Here is a 26,984-nt window from a genome sequence, read left to right as displayed (position 1 = left end):
CGAGACACGGGTACCCCCGCGCGCAGCGGTTCCCAAAGTCGTCAGTCCCAGCTGCCCCGCGCAGACTGCTCCCATGAGTACGCATCCCACTTCCCCGCTGCTGATACCGTTTCCGCTGCCGCTCCGCCCATCGCGTCAGCAGCCCTCACATCATCACTGCTCCAAGACTCCCAAGTGCCGTCAAAACGGACCGTCGTAACGTGATCCACCGTGCCGTCACCGTCCAGATCCGAATAGATTGACAACCCGGAATCGTCGGCAAGCGTAATTGACCCCTCGTCGTCGCCGAGGTCGTAGAGCTGCCCATCGACCTCCACAACCAGCCCGGCGCCACCAACGTCCGCAGACTGCCCATCAATCGGCGTCGCCGCCTCCAAACCACACGGCGTAGCGGGCGAACGCACCTCCACCCCGACCTCGGACGCGGGTTGGTCGGAAAAGTACTGCAGTAATGAAAACTCATCCATCGTGATATCCCCCTATTTCTCTTCGCTGTCACGGCTATCGGGCAGGCGTTCCGGTGTACTCCGCCAGCTGCTCTATCCGCCATCCCGGACCCCGCGCACCAAGGGCTTCGCGCACCGTCATCTCCACGGACTGTGTCCATTTTCGCCGCAGATGGGCGAGGTAATTTGCCCGCCACTGCGCGGTGCGTTGGCGTGCGTTACGACGAATCGTTGCGCCCACCGCCACCACCGCAACACCGAGGCCTATTGCAAGTGCGACCAGCTGCGCCGCAGGCGTCGGCACCCCAATCCACATCAGCAATCCGTGGACGATCCGCACTGCACCGACCGCCACGCCAAGCGATGCCACCGCCACCAGAGCGTCCATGGCATAACTGGGGCGAGCCGGGCTTGCTGGAGCGGGCACTGAGACTTCCACACGAAGACCCAATTCGTCGCCACACCGCTGTTGCAGCCACGTCGCTGCGACCTCGGCACGACCCTGAAGTTCCGCCTGATCACCTGCGGGGCCGTCAGCCACTTCCTGGAGTGCATCCTGCACTGCACTCTCAGCTGCCAACTGCATCTTCCGCTGCAATCGCGCCGCCGCCCCGGCTCCGCGCGATCGCTCCTGTGCCAGCTGAGCTCGCACATTTCGAGCCCGGCGCGCACTCAGTGTTTCCCCCGGGTTTCTGGGCGGGCCTTCTGCCAGCAGAACCAGGGTTCTGGCCATCCTCTCGTCCAGCGCTCCCATCGGGATTGTGCTGTCGATTTCCTGACGCCAGGCCTCGGCATACTCACCATTGCCAATCAGGCCAACTGCAACACGGCCGGTGGCTTGGCTAATTGCTGCAATCGTGCTGACGCACTCCCGCGTGGGCTGCACCTCGCTGTCTGCAACATAGAGCACGACGGCGCTGCGTTTATCCACGAACTCCAGGCGACGTGGCGGAGTCGCAGTATCAACAATCTGCGAGAATTCCGCGCGGTCCGCTGCGTCCCCGGCTTTGGTGACAAGAAGCGGTGGCTGCTCCGGCCCCTCGGCCGAGACCGGGAGTGGCTCAACTACGTCCGGTGCTGCCATAACAGCTCCTCCAGGCTGTCTCTAGCCGCGGGAAAGGCCGCCGCGATCTCAGTCAACTGCACCGCGAGTAGCCTGTCATCATCGCGTGATCCGCCTTTCGCCCCGTGGCGTTCAGCAATCTTCCGCAACGCGGAGCTGAACAAAAAGGTGTGTTCAGCTGTCTCGTTTGTGGTGATGTCGCAATACTCGTCGGCAAGCGAATGGCGAATCGGTTGTTGCTCGATGACCAGCGCGACAGGGACGGACAGCTTGTCGGCCAGCTCCGCGTGACATTGCGAAAACGCCTCGCGCACAGCGGTTTCGCGCACGCCCCTGCGCAATCGCGCGCAGATTATCGATGGCCGTTTCTCACGCTCAAGCGCCTTGGCGACGCACACCTCCGCACCGCTCGTGTGTGTGGTGTCCGAGTGCGCGACCTGCCGTGCTGACAGCCAGTCCACCACAGCGGCGCGCAACGACGATGTAGATCCTGTTGACGGCTGTGTTGTTTCCGTGACGTCACTTGCGGAAATAAGGTCCATTCGGCCTAGTCCCCTCCCATAAATCCCCTGCGTGGTTTAGTTAAAAACCTGCGTAACCCCCATACGGCCCGTGGGCCAGAATCCGCGCCCTGAAACACTGCACTAGGCAGACCCCAAGCACCGCTTCAACCAACGAATAAGCGCGGCTTCGCGTTCAGCCTACAGCGGACCGCGGATTCGGCAAGTCGACAAAACAACTTGCCCCGTCGTGCCGCCAGTTCGGGACGACGCGGCATCGTCAACCGAGTTGAAACCGCCAGGACAACAACAAAAATCCTAGGGGCAATGATTGGATAGTTGGCCGATGTCGTGGACAATAGGGAACGTGACTACTTCTGATTTTTCTGAAAATATCGAACAGCCTGCGGTTTCGCAGGAATCTGAACCATTGCCAACTCGCGGAGACGAGCAGGCGGAACAGCCGCATGAGCGCCAGCCGAAGAAGGGCGAATTGCCTGCAGGTCGTCCGGAAAAGACCCAATTCGACGACGGTCTTGACTACCCGCGCATCGGCAATCTGTCCTTCCGCCGCGGCACTTTGACCCCCAACCAGGAAAAAATCTGGGAAGACAACTGGGACACTTACGGCAAGGTCCTCTCCGACGAAGTCATCGACGTGGAGGAATGGTTTGGTCGCAAGGGCCCGACCATCGTCGAGATTGGCTGCGGCACCGGCACGTCCACCGTGGCTATGGCTCCGCAAGAACCGGACCACAACATCATCGCAGTTGAGCTTTACCGCCCTGGCCTGGCGAAACTGCTCTCTGCCACCGTGCGCAATGAGGTGTCGAACATCCGCATGGTCCGCGGCGACGGCGTCGAGGTTTTGCAGCGCATGATCGAGCCGGAGTCGCTAGCCGGCGTGCGCCTGTTCTTCCCGGACCCGTGGCCAAAGGCACGCCATCACAAGCGCCGCATTGTGCAGTCCGGCACGTTGCGCCTGATCTCTTCGCGTCTGAAGCCCGGCGGCATTTTCCACGCCGCCACCGACCACGCGGACTACGCGGAGTGGATTGAGGAACTCCGCGAGGTCGAGCCGACGCTCGAGCCCATCGCCTGGCCGTGGCCGGAATCCCCCATGCTTCTCGACCGACCGACGACCAAGTTCGAAGCCCGCGGCCTGAACCTCGACCACGACATCCACGAGTTCATCTGGCGCAAGAAAGAGGCATAGGAACATGAGCACTACCCAGAACACCTCTGCCAGCTACAACACCACCGAGACGCACCCCACCGCACTGCTCGTGTGGGACGCCCCGAACTTGGACATGGGGCTCGGCGCTATCCTTGGATCCCGCCCGACCGCCGCACACCGTCCGCGCTTCGACGCCGTGGGCAAATGGCTTATCGACGAAGCCGAGCGCGTATCCAACAAAATCGGTTCCGATGTCCTCCCCGAAGCCACGGTCTTCACCAACGTCAACCCGGGCTCTGCGGAGATTGTCCGCCCCTGGGTCGAGGCTCTGCGCAATGTTGGTTTCGCGGTCTTCGCAAAGCCGAAGATTGAAGAGGACACCGACGTTGACCCCGACATGATTGCGCACATCCAACGGCGTTACGACGAGGGCGTGTTGCGCAGCGTCGTCGTTGCGTCCGCCGATGGCCAGAATTTCCAGGAACTGCTGGAAAAGCTCGCATCCGAAGGGATTCCGGTAACCGTCATCGGTTTTCACGAGCACGCATCCTGGGCGCTGGCCTCCGATGCGATTCGCTTCGTTGACCTGGAGGAAATCAAGGGCGTTTTCCGCGAGCCGCTACCGCGTATCGACCTCGACCGCCTGCCAGATGGCGGTGCGTGGCTGCAGCCGTTCCGTCCGCTCACGTCGTTGCTCAAGGAGCGCGACGGTAAGAACGACGACTAGGGAGACCACCGCCGCGACGAACAGGAAGACGAACAGGAAGACGAACAGGCTTCTTATTTATGTCACGACTTAAAAAAGTCCTCAAAACCGGCAATTCGAGCTGGCTACGATCGATAATCCTCGTGGCCCTCGTGATTGCCGGTATCGTCCTGACGGTAAGAAACTGGGACAGCGTCGTCCAGGGGCTCCAAATCCTTGCGGATGTCGACGCTAAGTGGCTGTTCATCGCCATTTTTTCCGTGGCTTTTTCGCTCTACGCGATGGCGGAAGTGATGCGTCTGCTGTTGCGAGCTGGAGGCGTAAAAGCAGCCACTCGCCGTAGCACCAATGCGCTAACCCTCGCATCCAACGCGTGGGCGGTCACCGTTCCCGGTGGTGCTGCTTTTTCCACGGCGCTGCAGATTAAGCGCATGATGCAGTGGGGCGCATCCGCGGTCCTTGTCAGCTGGTTCGTGCTTTTTTCGGGCGCGTTGTCGTTTTTAGGTCTGGCATTTCTGGGGCTTGGCAGCCTCTTCTTCGTCGGACAGGGTGGCACGACCGCAGTGCTCATCGCTATGGCAATTGCGGTGTTACTGGCCACCATTTTGCTGTGGCGGATTTCGCAGAACCCGGCTTTTCTCAACAAGACAGGCGCGTGGTGTCTGCGTGTCTTTAACAAGATTCGAAAGAAGCCCGCGGACACCGATGTCGACCGACTTGAAGAGTCCGTCAAACAGCTGACCAGCGTGAAGTTGCCCGTGCAAACTTTGGCTCTTTCCTTCACCTGGTCCTTTATCAACTGGGTCGCGGAAATTGTCTGTCTCTACGCCGCCATCCGTGCCGTTGGTGTCGATGACATCTCCGCTACGAAGGTGCTGCTGGCTTTCGTAACCGGCAAGCTCGCAGGTTTCATCCAGGCCACACCGGGCGGCATCGGCACTGTCGAGGCCGCTTTGACCGCGGCTCTCATCGCAGGCGGCACCACCGGCGCCGAGGCCTTTGCAGCGGTGCTGGTCTATCGCATCGTTTCCTTCGTCCTGGTGGCAATTGTGGGCTGGATTATCTACGCCCTCGGCTTCGACCACAAGGATCAGCCCGAGCATCAGCCAGTCGCTGACCGCTAATGGCTTCCTCGCCGCTGGTCGCTGGTCCCCCACCAATCTGAGGGGTCGCTAGACTAAGAAGCATGAACACACGCGTATCGACGTTCTTGATTGACATCCTCGCCATCTTTATTTTCGCCGTGTTAGCGCGCCTGGCTCACAACACTCCCGAGGATTCTTTTACCTTCATCAATATCCTCGATACCTGGTGGCCGTTCGCATTCGGTGTCCTCCTGGGCACCGCGCTGATTAAGAACGAGCCGAACCCGCGTGCAGTGAGTTCAGGCGCAATTGTGTGGCTCGGCACTGTCGTCGTCGGCCTAGCTGTGTGGGCCACCCGCAATTCGGCAGTCCCGCACTGGTCCTTCATTCTGGTTGCCTCAGTCATGAGCGCCTTGCTGCTGCTGGGTTGGCGAGCAGCGTCGAATGCGGTTGCTCGTAAGTCTCTGGACTAAGCCTTCGGCCCCATCCCTAGCCCTTCGGTTTAGTTCACTGACTAAATCTGGTTTTTAATTTTTGCACTCCGCCTCGATAATTGAAGAATGGACAAATCTTCTGACGAGGCTCTCGGCAATCAACCAACTGCTGAGACCCAACGAACTCATAACCCCGCAGGGTCCAGCGAAGACCGTACCTTCATGGGCCAACCGTGGGGTCTCGCCAACCTCTTCGGCATCGAAATGTGGGAGCGCTTCAGCTTCTACGGCATGCAGGCCATCCTGGCTTTCTACATGTACTACGAGACCACTCAGGGCGGTCTCGGCCTGGACAAGGGTGCTGCTACCTCCATCGTCGGTGCTTACGGCGGTCTTGTCTACATGGCCGCACTCGTTGCCTCTCTGGTTGCCGACCGTATCCTTGGCTCGGAGCGGACACTGTTCTACTCCGCCATCCTGGTCATGTTTGGCCACATCTCCTTGGCATTCATCCCTGGCGTGATTGGCCTGGCTATTGGCCTTGTCTCCATCGCAATCGGCTCCGGCGGTGTGAAGACCAACGCACAGGTCGTGCTGGGTCAGCTCTACGCCAAGGACGACCCGCGTCGTGACGCCGGCTTCTCCATCTTCTACATGGGCGTCAATATCGGTGCCCTGTTCGGCCCACTGCTCACCGGCTGGATTTGGGGAATGAAGGGCTTCCACTGGGGCTTCGGCCTGGCCGCTATCGGTATGGCTGCCGGTCTGATTCAGTACATCCTGATGCGCAAGTCCACCATCGCCGAGGCTGGCCATGAGATTCCGAACCCGCTGCCGAAGAAGCAGTACCCGGTATGGATTGGCATCGCAGTGGTCATCACTGTTGTCTCGGTTACGCTGGTTTCCACCGGAATTGTTCCGGTCACGACTCTTTCCACTGTGGTCACGGTGATTGCACTGATCGCCGCTGTGGTGCTGTGGTGGCAGATGTACTCCTCGCCACTTACGACGAAATCGGAGAAGACTCGCCTGGTCGGTTTCATCCCGATGTTCGTCTCAGGCGTGCTGTTCTTCGGTATCTTCCAGCAGCAGTTCACGGTGCTGGCCATCTACTCGGACATCCGCCTCGACCGCGAGATCTTCGGTTGGGAAATGTCCCCAGCCTGGATTAACTCGATCAACCCGATCTTCATCATCGCCTTCTCGATGGTCTTTGCAGCCGCCTGGTCCAAGCTTGGTGACCGCCAGTGGTCCACCCCAGTGAAGTTCGGTGTCGCCAACATCATCATCGGCATCTCGCTGTTCTTCTTCATCCCATTCTCCGGTGGCGGTGAGAACTCCACTCCGCTGTATGCGATTATCTGGATTCTCTTCCTATTCACCATGGGTGAGCTCATGCTGAGCCCGGTCGGCAACGCCCTTGCTACCAAGGTCGCTCCGGCGGCATTCCCGTCGCGCATGATGGCCGTCTGGCTGATGGCAGTCGCTATGGGTACTTCGCTGGCAGGCACCCTGGCCGGCTTCTACAACTATGAGGATGCCGCTGCTGAGAACACCTTCTTCATCACCCTGGGTATCGCCTCGGTTGTCCTGGGCTTGATTCTGCTCGCCCTGCGCAAGTGGATTGTCAAGGAGTTCGTCGACGTCCGATAGGGCTGGCTCCGTAAGGCTGGCCCCCGCTCTGGCACAGCCCACGCCCACGCCCCCTCCCCTCCTCCCCACTTCACGACACCTATGTCACCTCATGCCGCCTCCACAGATGGCACGAGGTGACATAGGTGTCGTGAAGTGTTTTTGGGTGGCCCTGAACATGCTTCGCCACAAACTTGCCACCAGCACAACCGCCATCCACAAGTTTTCCCCGCCTCCCCACCGGCTAAAATTGAGGCCATGTTTGCCATCATTACCGTCACCGGCGAGGATCACACCGGCATCATCGCCGCCGTCACCACTGCTCTGGCGGAGCAGGACGTCAACATCGTCGATGTTTCCCAGACCCTCATGGATAAATGGTTCACCATGATCCTGCGGGTGGAGTTCAACGAGAAGGCCACCCCTATCAGCACGCTGCAGGGTTACATGGATTCCGTCGGCAAGCGGGAGGGGCTTGTCATTCGAATCCAGTCTGAGGCGCTATTCAACGCCGTCAACGAGATTTAAAGGGCGCGACCAGGATGGATTTCAACTTCGCGCAATCTAAGTTCCTCGACACTATTGACATGATCGAGAAGTACCGCCTGGATATCCGGACGGTCACCATGGGGATTTCCCTGCTCGAGTGCTCTCGCTCTGAAATGGAAGCCACCGCACAGGCGGTGTATGACCGCGTAACCAGGCAGGCCGCTCGCCTCGTGGAGGTCTGCGAGGGTATCGAGGCGGAGCTGGGCATTCCGATCGTCAATAAGCGCATCTCCGTCACACCAGTTTCCCTCATCACGGCCGGTTGCGAAGGCGATCCCACAGTGGTTGCCAAGGCGCTCGACCGCGCCGCCCGCGATTCTGGCGTGAACTTCCTCGGCGGCTACTCGGCGCTCGTCGAAAAGGGCGCGACGACCAGCGAGAAGCGGCTCATCGACTCCATTCCCCACGCTCTTAGCGAGACCGAATTGGTGTGCAGTTCGGTCAACGTTGCGTCGTCACGCGCGGGCATCAACATGGATGCGGTGCGCCGCATGGGCGAGGTAGTGAAGGAAGCTGCGGCGCAAACCGCTGACCGCAGCTCGATTGCCTGCGCAAAACTGGTGGTTTTCGCCAATGCGGTGGGCGACAACCCCTTCATGGCCGGCGCGTTCCACGGTGTCGGGGAGCCAGATTGTGTCGTGTCCGTCGGCGTTTCGGGTCCGGGCGTGGTCGATCGCGCGCTCGGCGATCTGCAGGGCGCCAGCTTTAACGAAGTCGCCGAGGAGATTAAGAAGGCGGCGTTCAAGATCACGCGCACGGGTCAGCTGGTCGGCACGATGGCGTCGGAGCGCCTGGGCGTGCCTTTTGGCATCGTGGACCTCTCGCTCGCGCCGACTGCAGAGATGGGCGACTCCGTCGCTCATATTCTCGAGCACATGGGGTTGGAGCAGGTCGGCACGCACGGCACCACTGCCGCGCTGGCACTGCTTAACGACGCCGTCAAGAAAGGCGGCCTGATGGCGTGTTCACGCGTCGGTGGACTGTCCGGGTCGTTCATTCCGGTCTCTGAGGACAAGGGCATGATTGATGCTGTGCGCGCGGGGTCGATCAGCATGGACAAGCTGGAGGCGATGACCTCTATTTGCTCGGTGGGCTTCGACATGATCGCGATTCCCGGCGACACGCCTGCGACCACGATTTCCGGCATGATTGCCGACGAGGCCGCCATCGGTGTGATGAACCACAAGACCACCGCAGCCCGCCTCATTCCGGTGCCGGGTACCAAGCCGGGCGATGAGGTGAACTTCGGTGGCCTGCTCGGCTACGCGCCGGTCATTGATGTCAATGCCAAGGGCAATGCCGAGTTCATTGCCCGCGGCGGCTACATCCCCGCACCTGTGCACGGGTTCAGGAACTAGTGGCTTCGGACGAGGCTCCTACGATTGCAGGCGGCGCCCATTTGCGTCATAGGCGTAGGAGCCGCTACCGACGAGAATCAAAATGAACTCGATAAATGCCCAAATGCTGACGCCGATAATGAGGAAGAAGCCAACCAGGAAAATGGCGGTAATCCAGCCGAATACCGTCAGTGCTAGCTGAATAGCACCACGCGAGTTGTGCCCCAGGTAGAAATTGTGAACACCGAGGGTGCCCAGGAAGAAGGCAAGCAGAGCCGCTGCAATCTTGGACTTATCCGAGACAGGGGAACCTGCGACCCCGTAGCCCTGGTGCGGGTTCGGGCCGCTGAAGCCAGCGGAATACGCCGGCACCTGCTGGTTTGGGTAACCACTCTGATACGGGTTCGAGTACCCGTTGTGGAAATTGTGCTGGCTCGGGTCCTGATAGCCCTGCCCCACGTTCGGCTGCTGCGGTGGGTATGGATCCGAGTACGGCATACCGGAGCTGTAAGCACCTGAGCTGTTAGCGAACTTCCCCTTGGACCTCGGCATACCGTCTTCGTCGAAATCTCCATATGGGTTTGTCGGATTCGTCATTGCACCCTACCTTTTCGCCTAGATTTCCCCGGTCATGAACAGCAGTTCCTTGGGCGATAATAACCGGTTCCGTCAGACTGCTTCCTGCAACTTTGTCAATTTCTTTCGAAATTTTAGTGAAACTGTTGTTTTGGAATATTAAACACCAGTTCTTGAGCAAGATTCTAACAGCAAGTCCCCGTCGGGGGCGTCTCGCACATTGTGAGCTGCCTCGACTACCGCGCCAGCGATTGCTCAATCAGTTCGCGAGCCCAACCCTCAGTCCAGGCCAGCGGAGTCGTCCCCGGAATTGCCGCATCATTCGTGGCGTAGGTCGCGTGCGCACCCGCGCCGGTAATCATCTCCTGCGCTCGTGCAATCGCATCGGCCACTCCCGGAGGCACATCACAGAAGGAGTCCGATGGCACGCAGACATTCTGGACCTTGTCATTAAGAGGCCCAAAGCCGTCTCGTGGACCGCGCATCGTTGCGCCCGGAACCACAGCCTGCACAATACCGCCGAGCGGCTGCAATGACAGCTCGACGCCCACACCAGCCAGCGGAACGCCCTGGTTCACGCCCTGATTGGGGTCACGCCGCGGGTCGCCCAACAGAGCCACGCCCGCAATGCGCTCGGCCGGAACGACACCGCGGCCATTGCCGATGTCAGAGGCCAAATCACCTGCAATAGCGGCACCCTGGGAGAAGCCCATCAGGACGAAGTCCGTCAGTGGACACTGCCCGTGCAAGTCAGCCATTTCCTTAGCGGTGACATCGCGCCCGACTGCCTGCGAATCATCGTAAGTGAGTTGGTCGGGCAGCTGATGCGTCTTGATCTGTGCCGGGTACGGCGTAGTCCAGACCTTGACATCACCCTCCGAGTAGGACTCCGAAATCGAGTTCGTCAGACCAAGCAGCAGCGAATGCGGGTTCGCGGTCGGGGCCATCGGATCATCGTCAGCACGCGATTCCGCAGTTCCGGGCACAGCGATAACTTCTACCGCCGGGCACCACTCGGGTTGTTCGGCCAGAACCCCGCCATCGTCACCGGGGGTCGGTGGGGTTTGACCGCCTTGGTCGTCGTTAAGCCATTGCACTACGCCGAAGCCAATAGCGGCCACCAGCACAATGACCGCCAGAATTGTCAGCACTTTACGCATGAGTGCTAGCAATACGCCTTTTTAGCGGAGCTTGCAATAGTCTTCGCCACTTCCTCGGCGCTTTCCTGTGAGCGCCCCTGTGCGACCAGCTGCCCGGCAATCGCCAGCGCGATGACTTCACGCTCCTCCTCCGGTGCGTCCGCGCATGCCGCGCGACCTGTGCCGATGAGCTGATCCTCCACCCCATCAACATCGATTCCCGCTTTTTCCAGCGCTCCGAGGTATGAATCGTCCGCCTCGCTGAGCTTCATCTGCCCATCGGGCGCTTCGTCCACGCGCTTAGCTTGGGGATCTGTGATCTCCGGCGCAGACTTTTCGCTCGACTTCGGCGCAGAAGTCTTCGTGCTTGACGACGTCGTGGAGGTCTTGTTCGTCGTCGTCGACGAGGTGACCTCCGAGGACTCCACTGTGGAACTGCCACAGGCGACCACTCCGAAGGTCAGCAGCGCAACAGCTGTGGTTGTAGCCAGTGTCCGGAAGGACTTGTTCATGGACATTTGTCTATCCCCTACTCAGTGCCCTGCTTTGGTTGGCTTACTTGTCATCAGCGTTGTCGGCGGCTGGGGCCGGTGCATCTGGCTTGTTGCGCTCTTCGACAATCTTGCCGTTGAGCTGACGGATCCAGCCACCCTCGAACTGCTGCTCAAGACCGCCGGCCTTGACTGGCTGCAGTGGGCCGACCGGGTAGCCGAACGGGCCATTCTCGTAGCCAGTGCTGCCCCAGTGGTCAGTGATGTCGTTGGAGCGCACCGGCTGTGCACCAGTTTCCGGAGTCCAGTAAATGGCACCGTGTTCGAAGCGCTGGAAAGCGCCGCGGGCGAGCTTGACCTCGTCGCCGTCGACAGGCAGACCCAGATCGGACTCAGCGCCACCGAGCTCCTTGTAGACACGGCCGATTTCACCACGCACGATGCGAGGTTCTTCGCCGCCGATCTTGACGATGGTGCCACCCTGGAAGTCCTGGGCGACACCGCCCGGAATATCGCGGTGGTTGGCGACTGGGTAGCCCAGCGGACCGGTCTCGAAGTCGGCCTTGCCCCAGACGTTCATAATGTCGCCGGTGACTTCGTGGGCTCCGCCTTCCGGAGTCCAGTAAATCGAGCCCTTTTCGAAGTGAACGAAGCGTCCCGAGCCATCCGGCGTAGCCAGTTCGTTGGTCACTGGGTAGCCGAGCGGCGAGGACGGACCACCGAGCTCGTTGTAACGCGAACCGATGCGTCCCCAGACCACATGTGCCCCGGAATCCGGGTGCCAGTAGGCGGTACCGCCGGTGAAGTCCTGAGCCACGCCATTCTTGGCGACACCATACTCATCCGACAGGCAGGTGCCGATTCCCGGCAGCGATGCGACGGCCTTTTCAATCTCGCCACCTACGCGGCAGACAGCGCCACGATCGGACTCCGGCAACTGCAGTGCATCGGCCAGCGTTGGCCAGGCCTGACTGACCTCGAATTGCCAGTACGGCCAGGTGTGAGTACCCGAGCTCCGGAAGTTCACAACCGGCTCGACGCCCTTTTCGCGAGCATTTCGGATGAAGGTCTCACTGGTCATGCGGGAAAGCACTTCCAATGCGTAACCGGTCGGATTGTCCGGCTTCGTCGGATCGATCTGCGACGGCACGTCCCACTCACCGGTGTTGCCGTTACCCGCCGAGATGTACAGCGACATGCCCTTGAGCTTGTCGATGTTCAGCTTCGGATCATTGTCCTTCCAACGCTGCGAACCGAGCGGGCCCCACATCTTCGTCGCGTCATAGCCACCGGTGTTCTTCATCGCCAGAGAGATTGCCTGCGGCATGCCCGGCGAAGTCATATCCAGGTAACCAGAGAGGCTACCGGCAAACTTCCACAGCTCCGGAGAGTGTGCTGCAACGTTGTAAGCACCGGTAGCTCCCATGGAGATACCGATAATGCCGCGTTCATCGTTGCCGCGGAAGCCGTTGGTGATAACCGGCACGAGCTCCTTAGTGATGAAGCTCTCCCACTTGTAGTTCTGACCGTTATCCGGCTGATCCCAGTCAGAGTAGAAGGACGATGTACCGCCGGCAGGCATAACCACCAGGACATTCTTGTCCTCGTAGAAGCGCTCGATATTAGTAGCGCGAATCCAACCGGAGTAGTCATCAAACGATGCCATACCGTCAAGGTGGTAGACGCTCGGGAATGTGCGCTCCTTGTCGCGGTACCAATCGCGCGGCAGCAAAATCTCAACCTGGATTGGCTTCTCCGGCATGGCAGCCGAGCGAATGTGCGCAATGACGTGGTGATCTGTGTACCACTCGACCTTGTCTACGCTGACTCCGCTGGGGAGGTTCGCCACTGCGGGAGTATCGACTTTAAATGGCGTACGCTCCGGCCCTGGCATCGGCTTCGGCATACCCAGGCCAGGTAGCTGCGCACCAGCAGCTTGCGCTGCTTCAGCGGCCTTAGCAAGGTCTCCCAGGTCTCCAGATTGAGCCAACTGCCCCTGAACGGCCTGAAGCTCCTCGTAGCTAGGCAGACCTGGCTGAGCTGGCTCCGGTTCCGCCACTGCAGCAGGGGCACCGAGAGCGAGAGTCAACGGTAGTGCCAAAAGTGCGGTCAACGCCCGCGATGACTTCCGGCTGTTGCCGAGGCCACCACGGGGGAATCTAGCGGTTACGCGCATAAGAGGGCTTCCCTTTACAAAGTCGCTGGTTGAAATTATTTGAGACGTTGAGTGTTGCACCGGCGCCGATTAGGCACCTGCAGATAGCATCACGCGGCGCTAGAGCTATGCGTTTACCGTTCGACTTCGCGGAATTACGTGGTGACCAGCAACGTATCCGAAGGTTCCCCTCCTCCGGCATGCCGCTGCACGAAGAATCTCACACACGTTCTGCGAAACAAACGGTATAGCTACCTGAATAGCTTCACCCTTTACTTTAAGGTTCGACTCTCATGTTTACCCTCTTACGGGTAAAAACCGTGGAGACACACGCAAACGGAACTGAATTCAAGCTTTGACAGCGCAACTCTTTGTGCCCCTCTTTAAGCCGTTACCCACACCTTCCGCTCAGCATCCAAACCGGACTCAACACAGAAAAAGACCAACCCCAACAAAAGGATTGGTCTTTTTCAAAATTGAGACGTCTTAAGAAGCTAGTCCCTTTAAGAAGTCATCCAGCACCAGAACTAGGCCAGCGCGCCAGAGCGCCAGAGTGCCCTGAAATAATTACCGGCTTAAAGCCCCAGCGCCCGAAGAATGTGCGGGCGAGCAAGCGCGGCATCACGGCCCCACAGCTCCCACGAGTGGATACCGTTGGGGCTGTAGACAAACTGCGCATTGAGGCCGGCAGCGCGAGCATCCTGCTCAAAGCGCTGCGTCGAAGCGCGGGAGACGGACTCCATCACGGCACGCCAGACGGTGTCAGGGAGCTGTGGCACCGGACGGTTCAAAACCTCCGGATCACTCCACAGGCTCTGAACACCCTGGGCGGAGGAAACATACATCGGCAGCCCCTTGAGCTGGTCGAGCAGCATCGAAGGGTCATGGGCCTGGCGTTCCGCCGAGGCCGGAACCGGAAGACCCCACATGCCAGTCGGATTCACTACACCAGTGCTAGCCACCATTGCAGTGGTACCCGTAGCAACAACTGGGTTGGACATCTGGTAGTAACCGGACAGCGAAGTAACCTGCTTGAACTGATCACGGTGGCGGGCCGCCAGAGAAACCGCCGCAGCCGCACCCATGGACAGACCAGCGATTGCGTTGCGGTTCGGGTTGACACCAAACTCACGCTGCAGATAGACCGGCAGCTCCTGAGTCAGGAAGGTTTCCCACTTCTGAGTCTTGACCCCTTCGGAAGTCACGGCCGGATCGCTCCAGTCGGCATAGAAGGAGCCGTCGCCAGCAGCCGGCGCAACCAGAGTGATGTTGTCATTGGCGAAGGTCTGAGCAATGTGACCCGACCAAATCCAACCGGACGCGCCCTTATTAAAGCCCCACAGACCGTCGAGCATGTACAGGGACGCATCGCCGCCACCAGTAGCCGCCTTAATCTGAACCGGAATATTGCGGTTCATAGCCGGCGAGAAGACCTGGCAGTACTGAACCCACCAGTTGTATGGATCCCACTCACAGCCTGGACGCAGTCGATCACGGTTTGGATCAGCACTCGCATCCTTCGCGGATGCGAGCATGATGCCACCAAACACCATTGCAACAGCCACAAGGGCAGCTACGACCTTCACCGTGAAGTTACGACTCACTGCAGTAAAGCTCATCGTTCTCCTCTTTACTTTCGGACTTACCTCCGCGCCAGACTTTTCGGAGGCAGTCGCTTACGCGAGCTTTCGCTTTTCTGCTTCCAGTTGTGACGCGACAACTGGAGACCCCACAAAAGAATCTCGAGTATGTAACGATACTCAATCGTTTCCCTACATCCAAGTTTAAATCGTAATCATTCCGTAATATTTCTCACATTTCTCCCCAAAACTATCCACCACAAGGAGAAACAATGTTTACCAGCATGGAATTACAAAATTGTAATTCTGCCCCCGGCTGATCCGTAGGACTAACTGAGAAACCTAAAACACGCCTACAAGAACCCCAAACACAACCTAAGTACTAACGAGGTACAGAAAAGCCCATGCACCCCTCGGTGCATGGGCTTTCAGCTACCACCCGAACCCGACGAGAACCCGACGGAAATCGCAGTTCGCTTAAAGGGAAAAGAACAGGAAACTACCCCAGAACTGGAACAGCGTAGACAGCGATGGCAATGGACAGCAGCCACAGCACAGCCAGTGCCTGCAGCGGACGGTCCTTGAGCGCAATCTCATCCGGGCTTCCTGCATCACCACGGTCAACGTCGGCTGCGAAGCGCAGGATGGCCACAGTGAATGGAACCATCGAGATCTCGTACCAAATAGCCGAAGTCGACGAAGTGCCCGGCGTGCGGCCCATCTCAAAGCCCCACAGCGCGTAGCTCAGTACCACGGCGGTCGCAGCGAGGGTCCACACAAAGCGCAGGTAAGTCGCGGTGTAACCCTGCAACGACTTACGAATCTTCTTACCTGTGCGCTCCGCCAACAGCAGCTCAGCGTAACGCTTACCGGCTGCCATGAACAGCGAACCAAAGGCCGCAACCAGCAAGAACCACTGGGACAGGTTGATGTTGGCAGCAACACCGCCGGCCATTGCACGCAGCATGAAACCCGAGGACACCAGCGCAATATCAATCACCGGCTGATGCTTCAGGCCAAAGCAGTAACCGAGCTGCAGCGCAATGTATACAGCCACAACAATTGCTAGCCCTGGCCCCTCAGAGGCGAACCAGGACACCGCAATCGAACCAATAATCAGTGCGACCGCCATAATGTACGCCATGCTCACCGGCAGTACGCCAGCGGCAATTGGGCGGAAGCGCTTGGTTGGGTGCGCGCGGTCAGCTTCGACATCGCGGGCATCATTAATCAAGTAAATCGACGATGCGGCCAAACAGAAGGCCACAAACGCCACCAGGATGTCGACGGTCAGCGTACCGATTGAACGTCCCGAGTCCATGATCTCGTTGCCGGCTGCCAGTGGAGCCGCAATGACCAGGACATTCTTCACCCACTGCTTCGGGCGAAGCGCCTTGATCATGCCGTCCAGCAGATTCTTCGGCGGATGCCCCTGCGGATGCGCAGGCTCATCGATACCGGAAGTGTGCGGCTCGGACCCAATCCTTGATTGAGAAGCTTGCCGCTGGTTGGCCGACACATTGGCCAAGTTGTCGTTCTCCGCCTGTGTCACTGTGCATTCCTTTCCGCAATGGAGGGCTGTCCACCCTGGTTATGCTGCGCCTTTTTCGGCTCGATGACCTTATCACCTATTTTGTCCACCGCAAGGGCAGTGGCTGTACCCAGCGCTGCTCCGAGAGCGACATCGGTTGGGTAATGCACTCCCAGCACCAGGCGGGAGAGCATAATCGCCGGCACACCCACGGCCGGTGCTGCCGGGTAACCCAACTTTGCAATCCCCACCAGCGCCGCCGTCGTCGACGTCGCGTGCGAGGACGGGAAACTCAGCTTGCTCGGCGTACCAACGCCGATTGCTATACGACGGTCATGGGGACGCGGGCGACGGACAATGCGCTTAAGCACCACCGATGCCGCATGCGAGGTAAAGGCGGACACACCGACCTTTGCCCAGCCAATGCGTCGCTCCTTATCCACCGCCGCCCCGAGGGCAGCGAGCCCCATCCACCCAAGGGCGTGCTCACCGAAATAGCTCATGGCACGCGCGGTGGGCAGCACACCCGGAACGTCGTTAAGCGTGTGCTGAATATTAACGAGAACGTCGGACTCGCCGAACGGATCGCCTTTAATTTTCGAAGACATTCGCCCAGGCCTTCCTACTGGTCAAATCGTCATAGGCTGCGCGGTAGCGTGCCTGCATTTGCTCGAACCGCTCCTCAACCTGCTTTTGCAGCTCCCAGGATTCTTCCAGCAGAGCCTTGGCCTTGTCGCGGTCACGTTGGCGATACACCACGCCACGGCCGTCAGCGGTGGTGACCGTTGCGCCATCCAGACGCGACAGGGAGAACCAACGAGCCTCCAGCGGCGCCAGGTTTGCCTGCGGCACCGCATGGTGCTCGGAGTTTTCCGGGCGCACGCTGTGAAGCAAGCCCTTGGCCAGCCAACCGACCTTCTTCAGCTTGCCCAGACGACCACCGACATCCTTTGTCGGAATCCCCGGAATACCGGAGGGCTTTGGCAGATCGCCTGCACTCGGCAGCACAACCGCGTCGGGGAAGCTCTTGCGCAGGGCATTGATGCGCGGCAGCGAGGACTCGAGAATGTCGAATAAACGCTCGGGACCTGCCAGGAAGTCCTTCATGGCTTCGTTCTGGATGGCAACAGTGGAGTACTCCAGGCACAGAAGGTGCTTGAAAGTGGCCTTGCGCATGGAACGCACGATACCGGCAGCATCGCCCTCGTGCTGAAGGGCCGCGACAATCAAGCGGTTGCGCAGGTGGAAGTACGCCTGCCAATCAATCGCATCATCCTTGTCCGACCAGGCCATATGCCAAATTGCGACGCCCGGCCACGTAGCCGTCGGAAAGCCTGCCTTGCCTGCGCGCAAACCGTATTCGGCATCGTCCCACTTAATAAACAGTGGCAGCGGCTGACCGATTGCCTCAGCGGCGACGCGCGGAATCAGGCACATCCACCAGCCGTTGAACTCAACATCGATGCGACGGTGAAGATCCTTCGAATCGACAACCTCACCGGTTGCGTTAGTGCCGTGCTCCCCGCGATCGCGCAGTGGGTGCGCATAAAAGTCGTGGTCATAGTGGACGTGCGGAGCGGAAGTCCACATGAAGTCATGGCGGCCGATGACTTCACCCATCGAGTGCAAGTGGCTGCGCTCCTGCAGGTTCAGCATCTGACCGCCGACCAGCATCGGGGACTTCGCGAACCGGCCGACAGCGACCGCACGCAGAATGGAATCCGGCTCGATGGCGATGTCGTCATCCATGTAGAGAATGAACGGGCTATCGGTCGCACGCTTCGAATCCGAATCCGGACCGCCCAGGGCCTCATACATAATGCGGGAGTACCCGCCAGAACCACCGAGATTTCCCTGCGGGAAAATACGCAGGCGGTCACCAAAGTGCTCGGCGACAGCATCAAAGCCCGGCTCGTCTGCCGGGTGCTTGGTGCCCTGGTCAGGCATCAAAACAGCATCGATGATGGCATCGACCTCAGGATCCGAGGACAGCGCCTCAAGAGCAGCAACTGCGTCGGTCGGGCGATTGAACGTCGGGATGCCGATAGTGACGCGCCCCTCCGGCGCCGGATGCTCTGTGCCGTCCGGGTACGTCTGGCTCGGCGCCTCGATATCGGAGTACCAACCTGCGGAGTGGATTACCACGTCCGTCTCACAGGTGAGGTCAAACCAAATCCAGCCGCCGTCTTCAAATTGCGTCAGCGGTACTGGGATTTCGCAGACGTGCACATCCTTGCCGTCCACCTTGGCTTCTGCACCTTCGGCCGCCGCACCCAGATCACCGACAACTTCGCCGGTCACGGCGATGCGCGCACCGTCAATCTTCGAACGGTAGATGTCCACGCGCGCAGTACCGGACAGTTCCAGGCGCAGGACAACATTGTCCAGATTCGTCCACCGGCGCCAGTAGCTGGCCGGAAAAGCATTGAAGTAGGTTTCAAAACTAACTTCATCACCCGCCGGAATAGTGGCTGACGTGCGCGAATGCGCTTGCACACGACCGGCATTAGTCTCCGGCTCAACCAAGTAGAGCGAGCGGACATCACGGGGCTCACCCAACTTTGGCAGCAAAATCCGCTGCAGGCGTTCAACGGCAAGGCTTGACGACGTTGTCGGGGTATGTGTCCGCTTTTGTTCAGGCTGTGATGCCATGAGACGTATCAACCACTTTCCGAAAGGTCTACCGGGGGTGTTGCCGCCGATAAGTTACCGACGTTTCTATCTCATAGCATCCTAGTGCCCGTGGCGGATTGCCTCTTGTTGCCACGCTAGCGACAGCCCAGAATGTGAAAGCCCCTACGCGCTGCGGACTATCTGCTGCGCATAGGGGCTTTTTCGTTCAGGCTCTAGTTTTAAGCTCCGAGGAAACCTTCGATGCGGGCCTTGGAGTTCTGGAGGTTACGATCCCAGGTCGGCCAATCGTGGATACCGGTCTGCTCGTATTCAAACGTCGCATCCAGACCGGAGGTACGAGCACGCAACTCAAACTCGCGGGTGGACAAGCGGGACAGCGACTCCAGCGCAACGCCGCCGGCCTTCGGGACGACACGGTAGAGGTTCTTCGGGTCGCGAACCTCATCCGGAACACCATTTGCCGAGGTAATTACCAGATCCAGCCCCTTCATCTTCTCGACGTTCAGGTACGGATCATTGCGGACACGCTCCGCTGACATAGGCGCACCCCACATGTCGAAGGAGCTGTAGCCAGCCGACAGCTGAGCAGCCTCAATTGCAGTGGTCATACCCGGCGCAGTGGTGTGCAGGTAACCGGAGAAGGCAAGAGCCTGACCGAACTGGTCTCGGTGGTTGTATGCCAGCGACAGTGCAGCAGATGCACCCATGGACAGACCTGCAATGGAGTTGCCAGTGCGAGAAATGCCGAACTCACGCTCAAGGTAAACCGGCAGTTCCTGGGTCAGGAAAGTCTCCCACATGTTTACAAACGGGCCGTGCACACTAACCGATGGACGCTTCCAGTCGGTGTAGAAGCTACCGCCGCCACCACCTGGAATAACCAGGTTGACGTTGGATCCCTCAAAAGTACGTGGGGCGTTACCGTGCTCCACCCAGTCTGAGGCATCAGCCGGGCTACGCAGGCCATCTAGCAAGTAGAGAGCCTTGTTACCACCATTGGCAGAGGCCACAATCTGGACCGGAATATTACGATCCATGGCCGGCGAATAAACCTGGCACTTCTGGGTGAAGTACTGGTACGAATCCCATTCACAACCCGGGCGCAGCGAGCCTCGGTCACCTGCCGCGCTCGCTGCCGGCGCCATGGTCAATGCAGACGCAGCCACAGCTACTGCGGACGCAACGGCTGCAACCTTTCGGCGCCAACCACGGAAAGTAGAGGTGATTTTCACGTGTGCATTCTCCTCACAATGTGCGATTCCCCACGGCCGGTGGGAGCTATCAGGCGTGTTTCCTCTTCAGGGAATTACCTTAAGAAACAGTAAGTCTTCGACAAACTTACCCACATTCACTGTCGTTTTCCAGCAGAACACGTCGAGACCCCACTTTTCGGCGGGTTCTGGTATCCGCATTTTTACTGCGCAAGCCCCTGCAGCTCGCGCGACTCCCGCGCCCCACGCCAGGTAATAATCGCGCCAGCCACCGCGATCAGCACGATGCCCAGCGCCATGGACCAAGTCACTCGGTCACCGGAAAACGCCCAGCCCAGGATTGCGCCGATGACCGGGTCCAGTGCAAAGAGCGTGCCGACGACCGCCGCTGAGACAATCCCCGCAGCGATGGTGTCCATCACGTAGGGAATAACAGCGCCAATAAACCCGGAAATAACGATGGTGGCCCACATCGAACCGTCGACAAGCGGTGCTGCGGAAACAGAAAACGGCACGAGCACGATTGCTGCGACGACCACTGACAGCGCCAAATCTGGCATGCCACCGCCTTCGGTGCTGCCCATTCGGGCGGAGAAGAGCGTGTAAGCGCCGAAGAAGATTGCGCCGATTGCGGCGTAACCAATGCCGATAATGTCAAGGTCATTGGAGGGCTGGGCGATCAGGGCAACGCCGATGAAAGCGACGATGGCCCATAGGCGGGAGCGCCACATTTTCAGCCCCAGGAAAGACACGACGCAGGGGCCGAGGAAGTCGATGGTGACGGCGACGCCCTGCGGGAGGCGGGCGATTGCGGCGTAAATCATCATGCTCATCATGCCCATGGCGATGCCGTAGACCACGATGTTGATGGCGCGAGCGCGGGTCATCCCGGACAGCTTTGGTCGGAACAGAACCACCATGATGATGGCAGCGGCGGTCATGCGCAGGCCCGATATGCCCGGCGCGCCGACCGTGGAAAGCATGCCAGTGACCAGCACGGCTGCAGCCTGGGTACCAAGAGAACCGATCAGAACCAGAATGACAGGTGCCACTGGCAGGGTGAGAAACTTGTTCACACGCTGCAGCAATGGCCCCTGTTGGGGAACTTCGGTTTGGCTTTTCTCACGCGACACTCGCGCAATACTAGCGCGGGAGCCGGAAGCGGCAAATTAGTGCCCGCGCTCCTGCTCGATCGCTTCGCCGTCGTTAAAGAACGGCGCAATCTTGTTGTCGAACATCGACAGCGCGGAGCCGATCGCCATGTGCATGTCCAGGTACTGGTAGGTGCCCAGACGACCACCGAAGAGAACCTTGTTCTCCTGCGCTTCTGCTGCGGCGAGCTTGCGGTAGGCCTCCAGCATCTCGCGGTCTTCCGGAGTGTTGATCGGGTAGTACACCTCGTCGCCATCGTCGGCGAAGCGGGAGTATTCCTTAACAATTACCGTCTTATCCTTGACGTAATCGCGCTCCGGGTGGAAGTGGCGGAACTCGTGGATACGGGTGTACGGCACATCCGCGTCGTTGTAGTTCATCACTGGAGTGCCCTGGAAGTCGCCGGTGTTGACAACCTCCATCTCGAAGTCCAGCGTGCGCCAACCCAGCTTGCCCTCTGCGTAGTCGAAGTAGCGGTCCAGCGGGCCGGTGTAGACGACCGGGGCGTCCGGGGAGACAGCGCGCAGTTCGTCGCGCACCTCGAACCAGTCGGCATCGACAACGACGTCAATCTTGTCGGAGGTCACCATGTTTTCCAGCCAGGCGGTGTAGCCGTCGACAGGCAGACCTTCGTAGGTGTCGTTGAAGTAGCGGTTATTAAAGGTGTAGCGAACTGGCAGGCGGGTGATGTTGCCAGCCGGCAGGTTCTTCGGGTCGGTCTGCCACTGCTTGGCGGTGTAGTGCTTGACAAAGGCCTCGTACAGCGGACGGCCGATCAGGGAGATGGCCTTTTCCTCAAGGTTCTTCGCGTCACGTGGATCCAGGCCATCGGTCTGGTCCTTAATCAGCTGACGAGCCTCGTCCGGGCTGTAGTACTTGCCGAAGAACTGGTTGATCAGCCCCAGCCCCATCGGGAACTGGTATGCGGTGCCCTTGTACATAGCGAACACGCGGTGCTGGTAGTCGGTGAAGTCAGTGAACTGGTTGACGTAGTCCCACACCCTCTTATTAGAGGTATGGAACAGGTGCGCACCGTACTTATGCACCTCGATGCCAGTCTCCGGCTCTGCCTCCGAGTAGGCGTTGCCGCCGATGTGGTTGCGGCGTTCGACAACGAGCACGCGCTTACCCAGCTCAGTGGCGGTCCGCTCAGCAACGGTCAAACCGAAGAAACCCGAACCGACCACGATGAGGTCGTAGGTGTTGTCGTTGATGTCCTGTAGGGACTTCGGAGCAAATTCATTGGCAGTGGTGTTCTTTTCGCTACTCACGCCTTAAAACCTATTGCATTTCCATCCGGTTTGCGGGTGTACACGCGGGCTTTACGACGTCCACGTGAGCCCAGCCCAACGTTCGTTTGGTCACATTATTTGATAATTTTCCCAAAATTAACGAGGAAACACAGATGTCTCACTAGATTTTTTTAGTCACACTGGTAACATCCTCCTCAGAATTTTCTGTTGCTTTGCAACTTTCCTTCCCTTCGACCCCGGGTAGACCTCGGGTCGATAACCCTGTACCCCATTTTTTTGGAGCTTTTACCGTGCCAACTCGCCGTCGCATCAATGCCCCGTCGATGGGCCGTCGCACCTTCCTCTATGGACTGGCAGCTACTACTGCCGCAGCTCCGCTAGCAACATGGGGTATTCGCCAGGCCCCTACCCTGGTTGAAAGCCCAGGCGTAGGCCCCATCGCAGCCAAGATCTCGACATCACCGCTGGTTGACGCTGTCACGATGATGATTGACGACGCAGCCGTCGGCACGCATGCCATTACCGATGCCCTGCACCCGCTTCGCGGATTCGTAAAGGACATCACCCGCGACGAACCGTTCTCCCAGTTCGCACTCACCTGGCCGGGCGATGACAATCTGCAGCTTTACGTTCGCGCCGAGCGCGAAGACGGCAGCTTTGGCCCGTGGTTCCACGCTGATTCACACGGTCCGATGAATAACTCCGGGCAGTCCGGCACCGAGCTGCTGTTCGTTGAGCCCACCCGTCGCGTGCAGGTGTCGACTGTCGGCCTGAACCTCCTCGAAGGTCTGGATCCCCGCAACATCATTGGTATCGACAACCTTGACCCCGCCACTATCGGCGGTTCCCTGCAGGACCTCGTCAGCGCTACGGCCGCGTTGTCCCTCAACGCCGTCCAGGCAGTTTTCATCGACGGCGTAGAGCAGGCCGGCGAGGTTATTCAGCCAGTTGCATACGAGTCGTCGATTTCCGGTGCGCCAAATGTAATCAGCCGTGCAGCGTGGGGCGCAGATGAGTCCATCCGCAGCGGTTCGAGCTCCTACAGCACTTTCAAGGGCGCGTGCATCCACCACACCGCGGGTTCCAATAACTACTCAGAGTCCCAGGGGCCAGCCATTGTCCGTGGCATTTATGCTTACCACGCAAATACGCTGGGCTGGGGCGATATTGGCTACAACGCGTTGGTCGATAAGTACGGCAACATTTACGAGGGCCGCTACGGTGGCCTGGACAAGAACATCGAGGGCGCACACGCAGGTGGCTTCAACAACGGCACCTTCGGTATCTCGGTGATGGGCAATCACGACCAGCTGGAGATTCCGGATGCGGCCGTCACCGCACTCGGCGAGATGGTCGGCTGGCGCATGAAGGTCGGCGGCGTCGATCCGATGTCCACCGCCGCACTGACCAGCGCCGGCTACTCGAAGGCACGCTACAGCTCCGGCCAGACCGTGAACCTCCCGGCCATCTTCGGTCACCGCGACACCGGCTACACCTCCTGCCCGGGCAACTTCGGCTACCAGCAGATGGATGCCATCCGCGCTGCAGCCAAAGCCAAGTTTGATGGTGCCGGTGGAGCGGATATTGCCGGCCGCTCGACGGATCCGAACAACCAGGACGGAGAGGCCGCCAGCTTTCCGCCGATTCCGGGCGCCGGCGAGTCGGGCGACAACGGCGGTTCCCTCGGAAACGTGGAAACGCCCACGCCAGGCGAGGTTGTTGGTGAGTTTCTAACTGAATCCCTGCCAACCAACCCTGCCGAAGCTACGCAGGCCTGGTTCGCACCTCAGAACTAAGTCCCCCGCTTATCCAATCCAGGCATAACCACATCACATTTGTGGTGTAACACCAGATTTTCGTAATCACCCAGGAGTTATTACCGTGTTTAGTCGCCGCCGCATCAATCGCCGCGCAGGTGCCAAGCAATCCTTGGTACTCGCTGCCGTGGCGACCCTTGCCCTGACACCCGTTGCCGTTGTCGGCGCAGGTGCCGCTTATGACCTCATTGAGGAAAACGGCGCCGGCCCCATCGACCCCGTTGTCCAGAGCAAGTCGCTTGCAGACAGCGTCTCCGTTCTCGTCGAAGATGCAGCAATCGCAACGCAGTCGCTTGCCGACGAAGCTCATCCCAACCGCGGTGTCGTCAAGGAAATTACCTCCGATACTGAGTTTTCCCAGTTTGCGCTGACGTGGGCCGGTGACCCTGATATCGCCAGCTTCGTCCGCGCCGAGCGAGCAGACGGCTCCTGGTCCGACTGGTTCAGCGTTGACCCGGACTACCCCGCTGAAGGCAATGGCAACGGCCTGAACGGAACGGAGCTCATCTACATCGAGCCAACCAAGCGTGTTCAGGTTTCCACCCACGGACTCAACATCTTCGGTCCGGGTTCCGGCGTGGATCTGAAGGACATCAAGGGCGCTGAGAAGCTGGATTTGTCCAAGCTCAACCTCGACGAGATTAATGCCGAGGGCGCCAAGAAGGCCGTGGAGGATGCAAAGGATTCCGCTACGGATGCGGCCAAGGATGTCGCCGAGGCCGCATCCGACTACCAGCAGACTCCGGATGCAGCTCCTGGGGACGCACTCGATGACCCGACTGCTCCGAACGCTAACGACGCTGCAAATCTGGACTCGCCGAATCTCCCAGTGAAGTGGACGGACATCGAGCCGGTCGCCGATGAACTGCCAATCGACCAGGTCGACGCAGTGCTAATCGACGGCCAGGCTGCTGCATCCGGCATCGACCCAATTGTGGATGCCAAGAATGTCACGGGCATGCCGAAGGTCATTACCCGTGCCGGCTGGGGAGCCAACGAAAATAACCGCTGTAAGGGCGCGGACTACGACAGCAAGCTTGTCGGCGCCACCGTGCACCACACCGCTGGTTCAAACAACTACACCGAGAGCCAGTCCGCTGGTATCGTCCGCGGCATTTACCAGTACCACGCACAGACTCTGGGCTGGTGCGACATCGGATACAACGCCCTTGTCGACAAGTACGGCAACATCTACGAGGGCCGCTACGGTGGGCTGGATAAGAATGTCCAGGGCGCACACGCAGGTGGCTTCAACACCGGTACTTTCGGCATCTCCATGATGGGTAATTACTCTTCGGTTGCTCCCAGTGAGGCTGCACTGAACTCGGTGGGCAATATGATTGGTTGGCGCCTGAAGGTCGCCGGCATTAAGCCGACCGGCCAGATCCAGATGACCTCGGGTGGCACCAGCTACTCCAAGTACGGATACGGTAAGCAGGTCACTCTGCCGACAATCTTCGCGCACCGCGACGTTGGTAACACCACCTGCCCAGGTGATGCTGGCTACGCCCAGATGAGCAAGATCCGCTCGATTGCCGAGAAGAAGTACAACACACTCACCAGCGGAAAGATTGATAATGAGGGGCCTGACGGCTTGATTGATCTCCTCGTTCCGCAGGATGAAAAGGACGATAAGACCACCGAGGACACAGACTCGCAGTCGAGCACGTCGACCTCGACCACTTCGACCACCTCGGCATCGACGGGTACGTCCACGACCTCGTCCTCCGAGAAGTCCTCGAGCGCATCGAGCACCACTTCTTCGACAACGTCGAGCTCCGACTCGACCACCTCGGGTACTTCGGACACCTCGGAGCCAACCGACGCCACGAACACCGGTGACACTGCTACGGCTGAATCCTCCGCACCGTCGGCAAGCGAGCAGAGCAACTCCTCCTCGCCGAGCGCATCCGACGAGCAGCAGAAGGCACAGGCTCTGGAGACAGTCTCGGGCGCACGTTCGATGCTGGCCTCGGCGCTGGGCATGCTCGGCGCACCGGGGCTCGGACAGACGGCCGATGCGATTCTGGGTGCAGTTGGACGCTCGATTGAAAACGGCCCGTCGATCGCTGACCTGCCGGTACTGATTGACAAGATCATCACTATCAATGAGCAGAACGACCTGGCTGCCGAATGGCGCCAAGTTTCCGAGGAAATGGGCTCCGTTCTCGGTTACGCAATGTCCGGTATCCAGAGCGGTTCTACCGTGGCGAACAATGCTGGCCAGGCCGATGCCCTGCGCTACGTGAAGTTCTCCAACGGCGTAATCACCGACTCCGACACCACCGGTGCTCACGCTATCTGGGGCAAGATTGCTGATGAGTGGGCCCGCCAGGGCTTCGAGGTCGGCAAGCTGGGCGCTCCGACGAAGACCCAGGTGGTCGATGGAAACATCGAGCGCGCTGAGTTCCAGAACGGTTCAATCACCTTCGACCGCACCACCGGCGAAGTCAAGACCGAGCTGAAGTAAACGCTGTCGAGCGCTGGGTGAGCTAGCTGGCGCGGGAAAACCTCGA

Annotated in this window: 23 protein-coding genes; 9 read left to right on the top strand and 14 right to left on the bottom strand. The window is 59.4% G+C overall.

Annotation, left to right across the window (positions count from 1 at the left end):
* Positions 1-41: 41 nt before the first annotated feature.
* From HMPREF2820_RS01095 to HMPREF2820_RS01085, 3 genes are read right to left on the bottom strand one after another with little or no spacing between them, the layout of a single operon-like run.
* Complete coding sequence (locus HMPREF2820_RS01095) at positions 42-467, bottom strand: DUF6802 family protein (RefSeq protein ID WP_070602335.1); 426 nt, start codon at positions 465-467, stop codon at positions 42-44.
* Positions 468-501: 34 nt separating this feature from the next.
* Entirely contained in the window at positions 502-1,530 is a 1,029-nt protein-coding gene (locus HMPREF2820_RS01090; protein ID WP_070602333.1) for a hypothetical protein, read from the bottom strand.
* Positions 1,512-2,051 (bottom strand): hypothetical protein, encoded by a 540-nt coding sequence (locus tag HMPREF2820_RS01085; RefSeq protein ID WP_070602330.1) that lies wholly within the window; start codon positions 2,049-2,051, stop codon positions 1,512-1,514. The genes HMPREF2820_RS01090 and HMPREF2820_RS01085 overlap by 19 nt, the downstream gene beginning before the upstream one ends.
* A 325-nt stretch (positions 2,052-2,376) precedes the next feature.
* On the opposite strand from HMPREF2820_RS01085, the gene trmB reads away from it, so the two are divergent.
* The 7 genes from trmB (at position 2,377) to HMPREF2820_RS01050 (ending at position 8,950) form a co-directional block, all read left to right on the top strand.
* Positions 2,377-3,225, top strand: a complete 849-nt coding sequence (trmB, locus tag HMPREF2820_RS01080) for a tRNA (guanosine(46)-N7)-methyltransferase TrmB (protein WP_224784017.1) — start codon at positions 2,377-2,379, stop codon at positions 3,223-3,225.
* Between the two features lie 4 nt (positions 3,226-3,229).
* A complete protein-coding gene (locus HMPREF2820_RS01075) occupies positions 3,230-3,913 on the top strand; it encodes an NYN domain-containing protein (protein WP_070432088.1) in 684 nt (227 codons plus the stop codon).
* Positions 3,914-4,035: 122 nt separating this feature from the next.
* Positions 4,036-5,016 (top strand): lysylphosphatidylglycerol synthase transmembrane domain-containing protein, encoded by a 981-nt coding sequence (locus tag HMPREF2820_RS01070; protein ID WP_242458653.1) that lies wholly within the window; start codon positions 4,036-4,038, stop codon positions 5,014-5,016.
* 62 nt (positions 5,017-5,078) lie between these two features.
* Positions 5,079-5,450, top strand: a complete 372-nt coding sequence (locus HMPREF2820_RS01065) for a DUF3054 domain-containing protein (protein WP_049171813.1) — start codon at positions 5,079-5,081, stop codon at positions 5,448-5,450.
* Positions 5,451-5,537: 87 nt separating this feature from the next.
* Positions 5,538-7,064, top strand: a complete 1,527-nt coding sequence (locus tag HMPREF2820_RS01060) for a peptide MFS transporter (protein WP_016421637.1) — start codon at positions 5,538-5,540, stop codon at positions 7,062-7,064.
* Positions 7,065-7,301: 237 nt separating this feature from the next.
* Positions 7,302-7,571 (top strand): ACT domain-containing protein, encoded by a 270-nt coding sequence (locus tag HMPREF2820_RS01055; protein ID WP_016421638.1) that lies wholly within the window; start codon positions 7,302-7,304, stop codon positions 7,569-7,571.
* A 14-nt stretch (positions 7,572-7,585) separates the two neighbouring features.
* On the top strand, positions 7,586-8,950 hold the full coding sequence (locus tag HMPREF2820_RS01050) for a PFL family protein (RefSeq protein ID WP_069359737.1): 1,365 nt from the start codon (positions 7,586-7,588) through the stop codon (positions 8,948-8,950).
* Between the two features lie 18 nt (positions 8,951-8,968).
* On the opposite strand, the gene HMPREF2820_RS01045 is transcribed toward HMPREF2820_RS01050, so the two are convergent.
* From HMPREF2820_RS01045 to glf, 11 genes are all read right to left on the bottom strand, one after another.
* A complete protein-coding gene (locus tag HMPREF2820_RS01045; protein WP_070602329.1) occupies positions 8,969-9,526 on the bottom strand; it encodes a TM2 domain-containing protein in 558 nt (185 codons plus the stop codon).
* Between the two features lie 215 nt (positions 9,527-9,741).
* Positions 9,742-10,665 carry a cutinase family protein gene (locus tag HMPREF2820_RS01040; protein WP_070602327.1) on the bottom strand — a complete coding sequence of 308 codons (924 nt, stop codon included), beginning with the start codon at positions 10,663-10,665 and terminating at the stop codon, positions 9,742-9,744.
* A 5-nt stretch (positions 10,666-10,670) separates the two neighbouring features.
* Positions 10,671-11,162 carry a DUF732 domain-containing protein gene (locus HMPREF2820_RS01035; RefSeq protein ID WP_070566670.1) on the bottom strand — a complete coding sequence of 164 codons (492 nt, stop codon included), beginning with the start codon at positions 11,160-11,162 and terminating at the stop codon, positions 10,671-10,673.
* A 37-nt stretch (positions 11,163-11,199) separates the two neighbouring features.
* Positions 11,200-13,311, bottom strand: a complete 2,112-nt coding sequence (locus HMPREF2820_RS01030) for an alpha/beta hydrolase-fold protein (RefSeq protein ID WP_070602325.1) — start codon at positions 13,309-13,311, stop codon at positions 11,200-11,202.
* Positions 13,312-13,865: 554 nt separating this feature from the next.
* Positions 13,866-14,909, bottom strand: coding sequence for an alpha/beta hydrolase (locus tag HMPREF2820_RS01025; RefSeq protein ID WP_070437281.1), 1,044 nt, complete (start codon positions 14,907-14,909; stop codon positions 13,866-13,868).
* A 460-nt stretch (positions 14,910-15,369) separates the two neighbouring features.
* Positions 15,370-16,389, bottom strand: a complete 1,020-nt coding sequence (locus tag HMPREF2820_RS01020; RefSeq protein ID WP_070602432.1) for a decaprenyl-phosphate phosphoribosyltransferase — start codon at positions 16,387-16,389, stop codon at positions 15,370-15,372.
* Between the two features lie 29 nt (positions 16,390-16,418).
* The gene (locus HMPREF2820_RS01015; RefSeq protein WP_070602324.1) at positions 16,419-17,009 is read right to left on the bottom strand and encodes a phosphatase PAP2 family protein; all 591 of its coding nucleotides are present in this window, start codon (positions 17,007-17,009) and stop codon (positions 16,419-16,421) included.
* Positions 16,993-19,053: a glycosyltransferase gene (locus tag HMPREF2820_RS01010; protein WP_069359735.1), complete on the bottom strand. Its 2,061-nt coding sequence runs from the start codon at positions 19,051-19,053 to the stop codon at positions 16,993-16,995. Before HMPREF2820_RS01010 ends, HMPREF2820_RS01015 begins: the two co-directional genes overlap by 17 nt.
* Before the next feature lie 200 nt (positions 19,054-19,253).
* Positions 19,254-20,267, bottom strand: a complete 1,014-nt coding sequence (locus HMPREF2820_RS01005; RefSeq protein ID WP_049171829.1) for an alpha/beta hydrolase — start codon at positions 20,265-20,267, stop codon at positions 19,254-19,256.
* A gap of 182 nt (positions 20,268-20,449) precedes the next feature.
* Positions 20,450-21,379 (bottom strand): EamA family transporter, encoded by a 930-nt coding sequence (locus HMPREF2820_RS01000; RefSeq protein WP_246822181.1) that lies wholly within the window; start codon positions 21,377-21,379, stop codon positions 20,450-20,452.
* Positions 21,380-21,415: 36 nt separating this feature from the next.
* The gene (gene glf, locus HMPREF2820_RS00995; RefSeq protein WP_070602428.1) at positions 21,416-22,612 is read right to left on the bottom strand and encodes a UDP-galactopyranose mutase; all 1,197 of its coding nucleotides are present in this window, start codon (positions 22,610-22,612) and stop codon (positions 21,416-21,418) included.
* A gap of 329 nt (positions 22,613-22,941) precedes the next feature.
* On the opposite strand from glf, the gene HMPREF2820_RS00990 reads away from it, so the two are divergent.
* Complete coding sequence (locus HMPREF2820_RS00990; RefSeq protein WP_070602322.1) at positions 22,942-24,447, top strand: N-acetylmuramoyl-L-alanine amidase; 1,506 nt, start codon at positions 22,942-22,944, stop codon at positions 24,445-24,447.
* Positions 24,448-24,532: 85 nt separating this feature from the next.
* Positions 24,533-26,938, top strand: coding sequence for an N-acetylmuramoyl-L-alanine amidase (locus tag HMPREF2820_RS00985; RefSeq protein WP_070602320.1), 2,406 nt, complete (start codon positions 24,533-24,535; stop codon positions 26,936-26,938).
* Positions 26,939-26,984: the final 46 nt, after the last annotated feature.

This window comes from Corynebacterium sp. HMSC064E08 (genome assembly GCF_001811805.1).
In the GTDB taxonomy this organism is placed as follows: domain Bacteria; phylum Actinomycetota; class Actinomycetes; order Mycobacteriales; family Mycobacteriaceae; genus Corynebacterium; species Corynebacterium jeikeium_D.
Note: the sequence above shows the minus strand (reverse complement) of the source record. Positions and strands in the feature narration are given on the sequence as shown.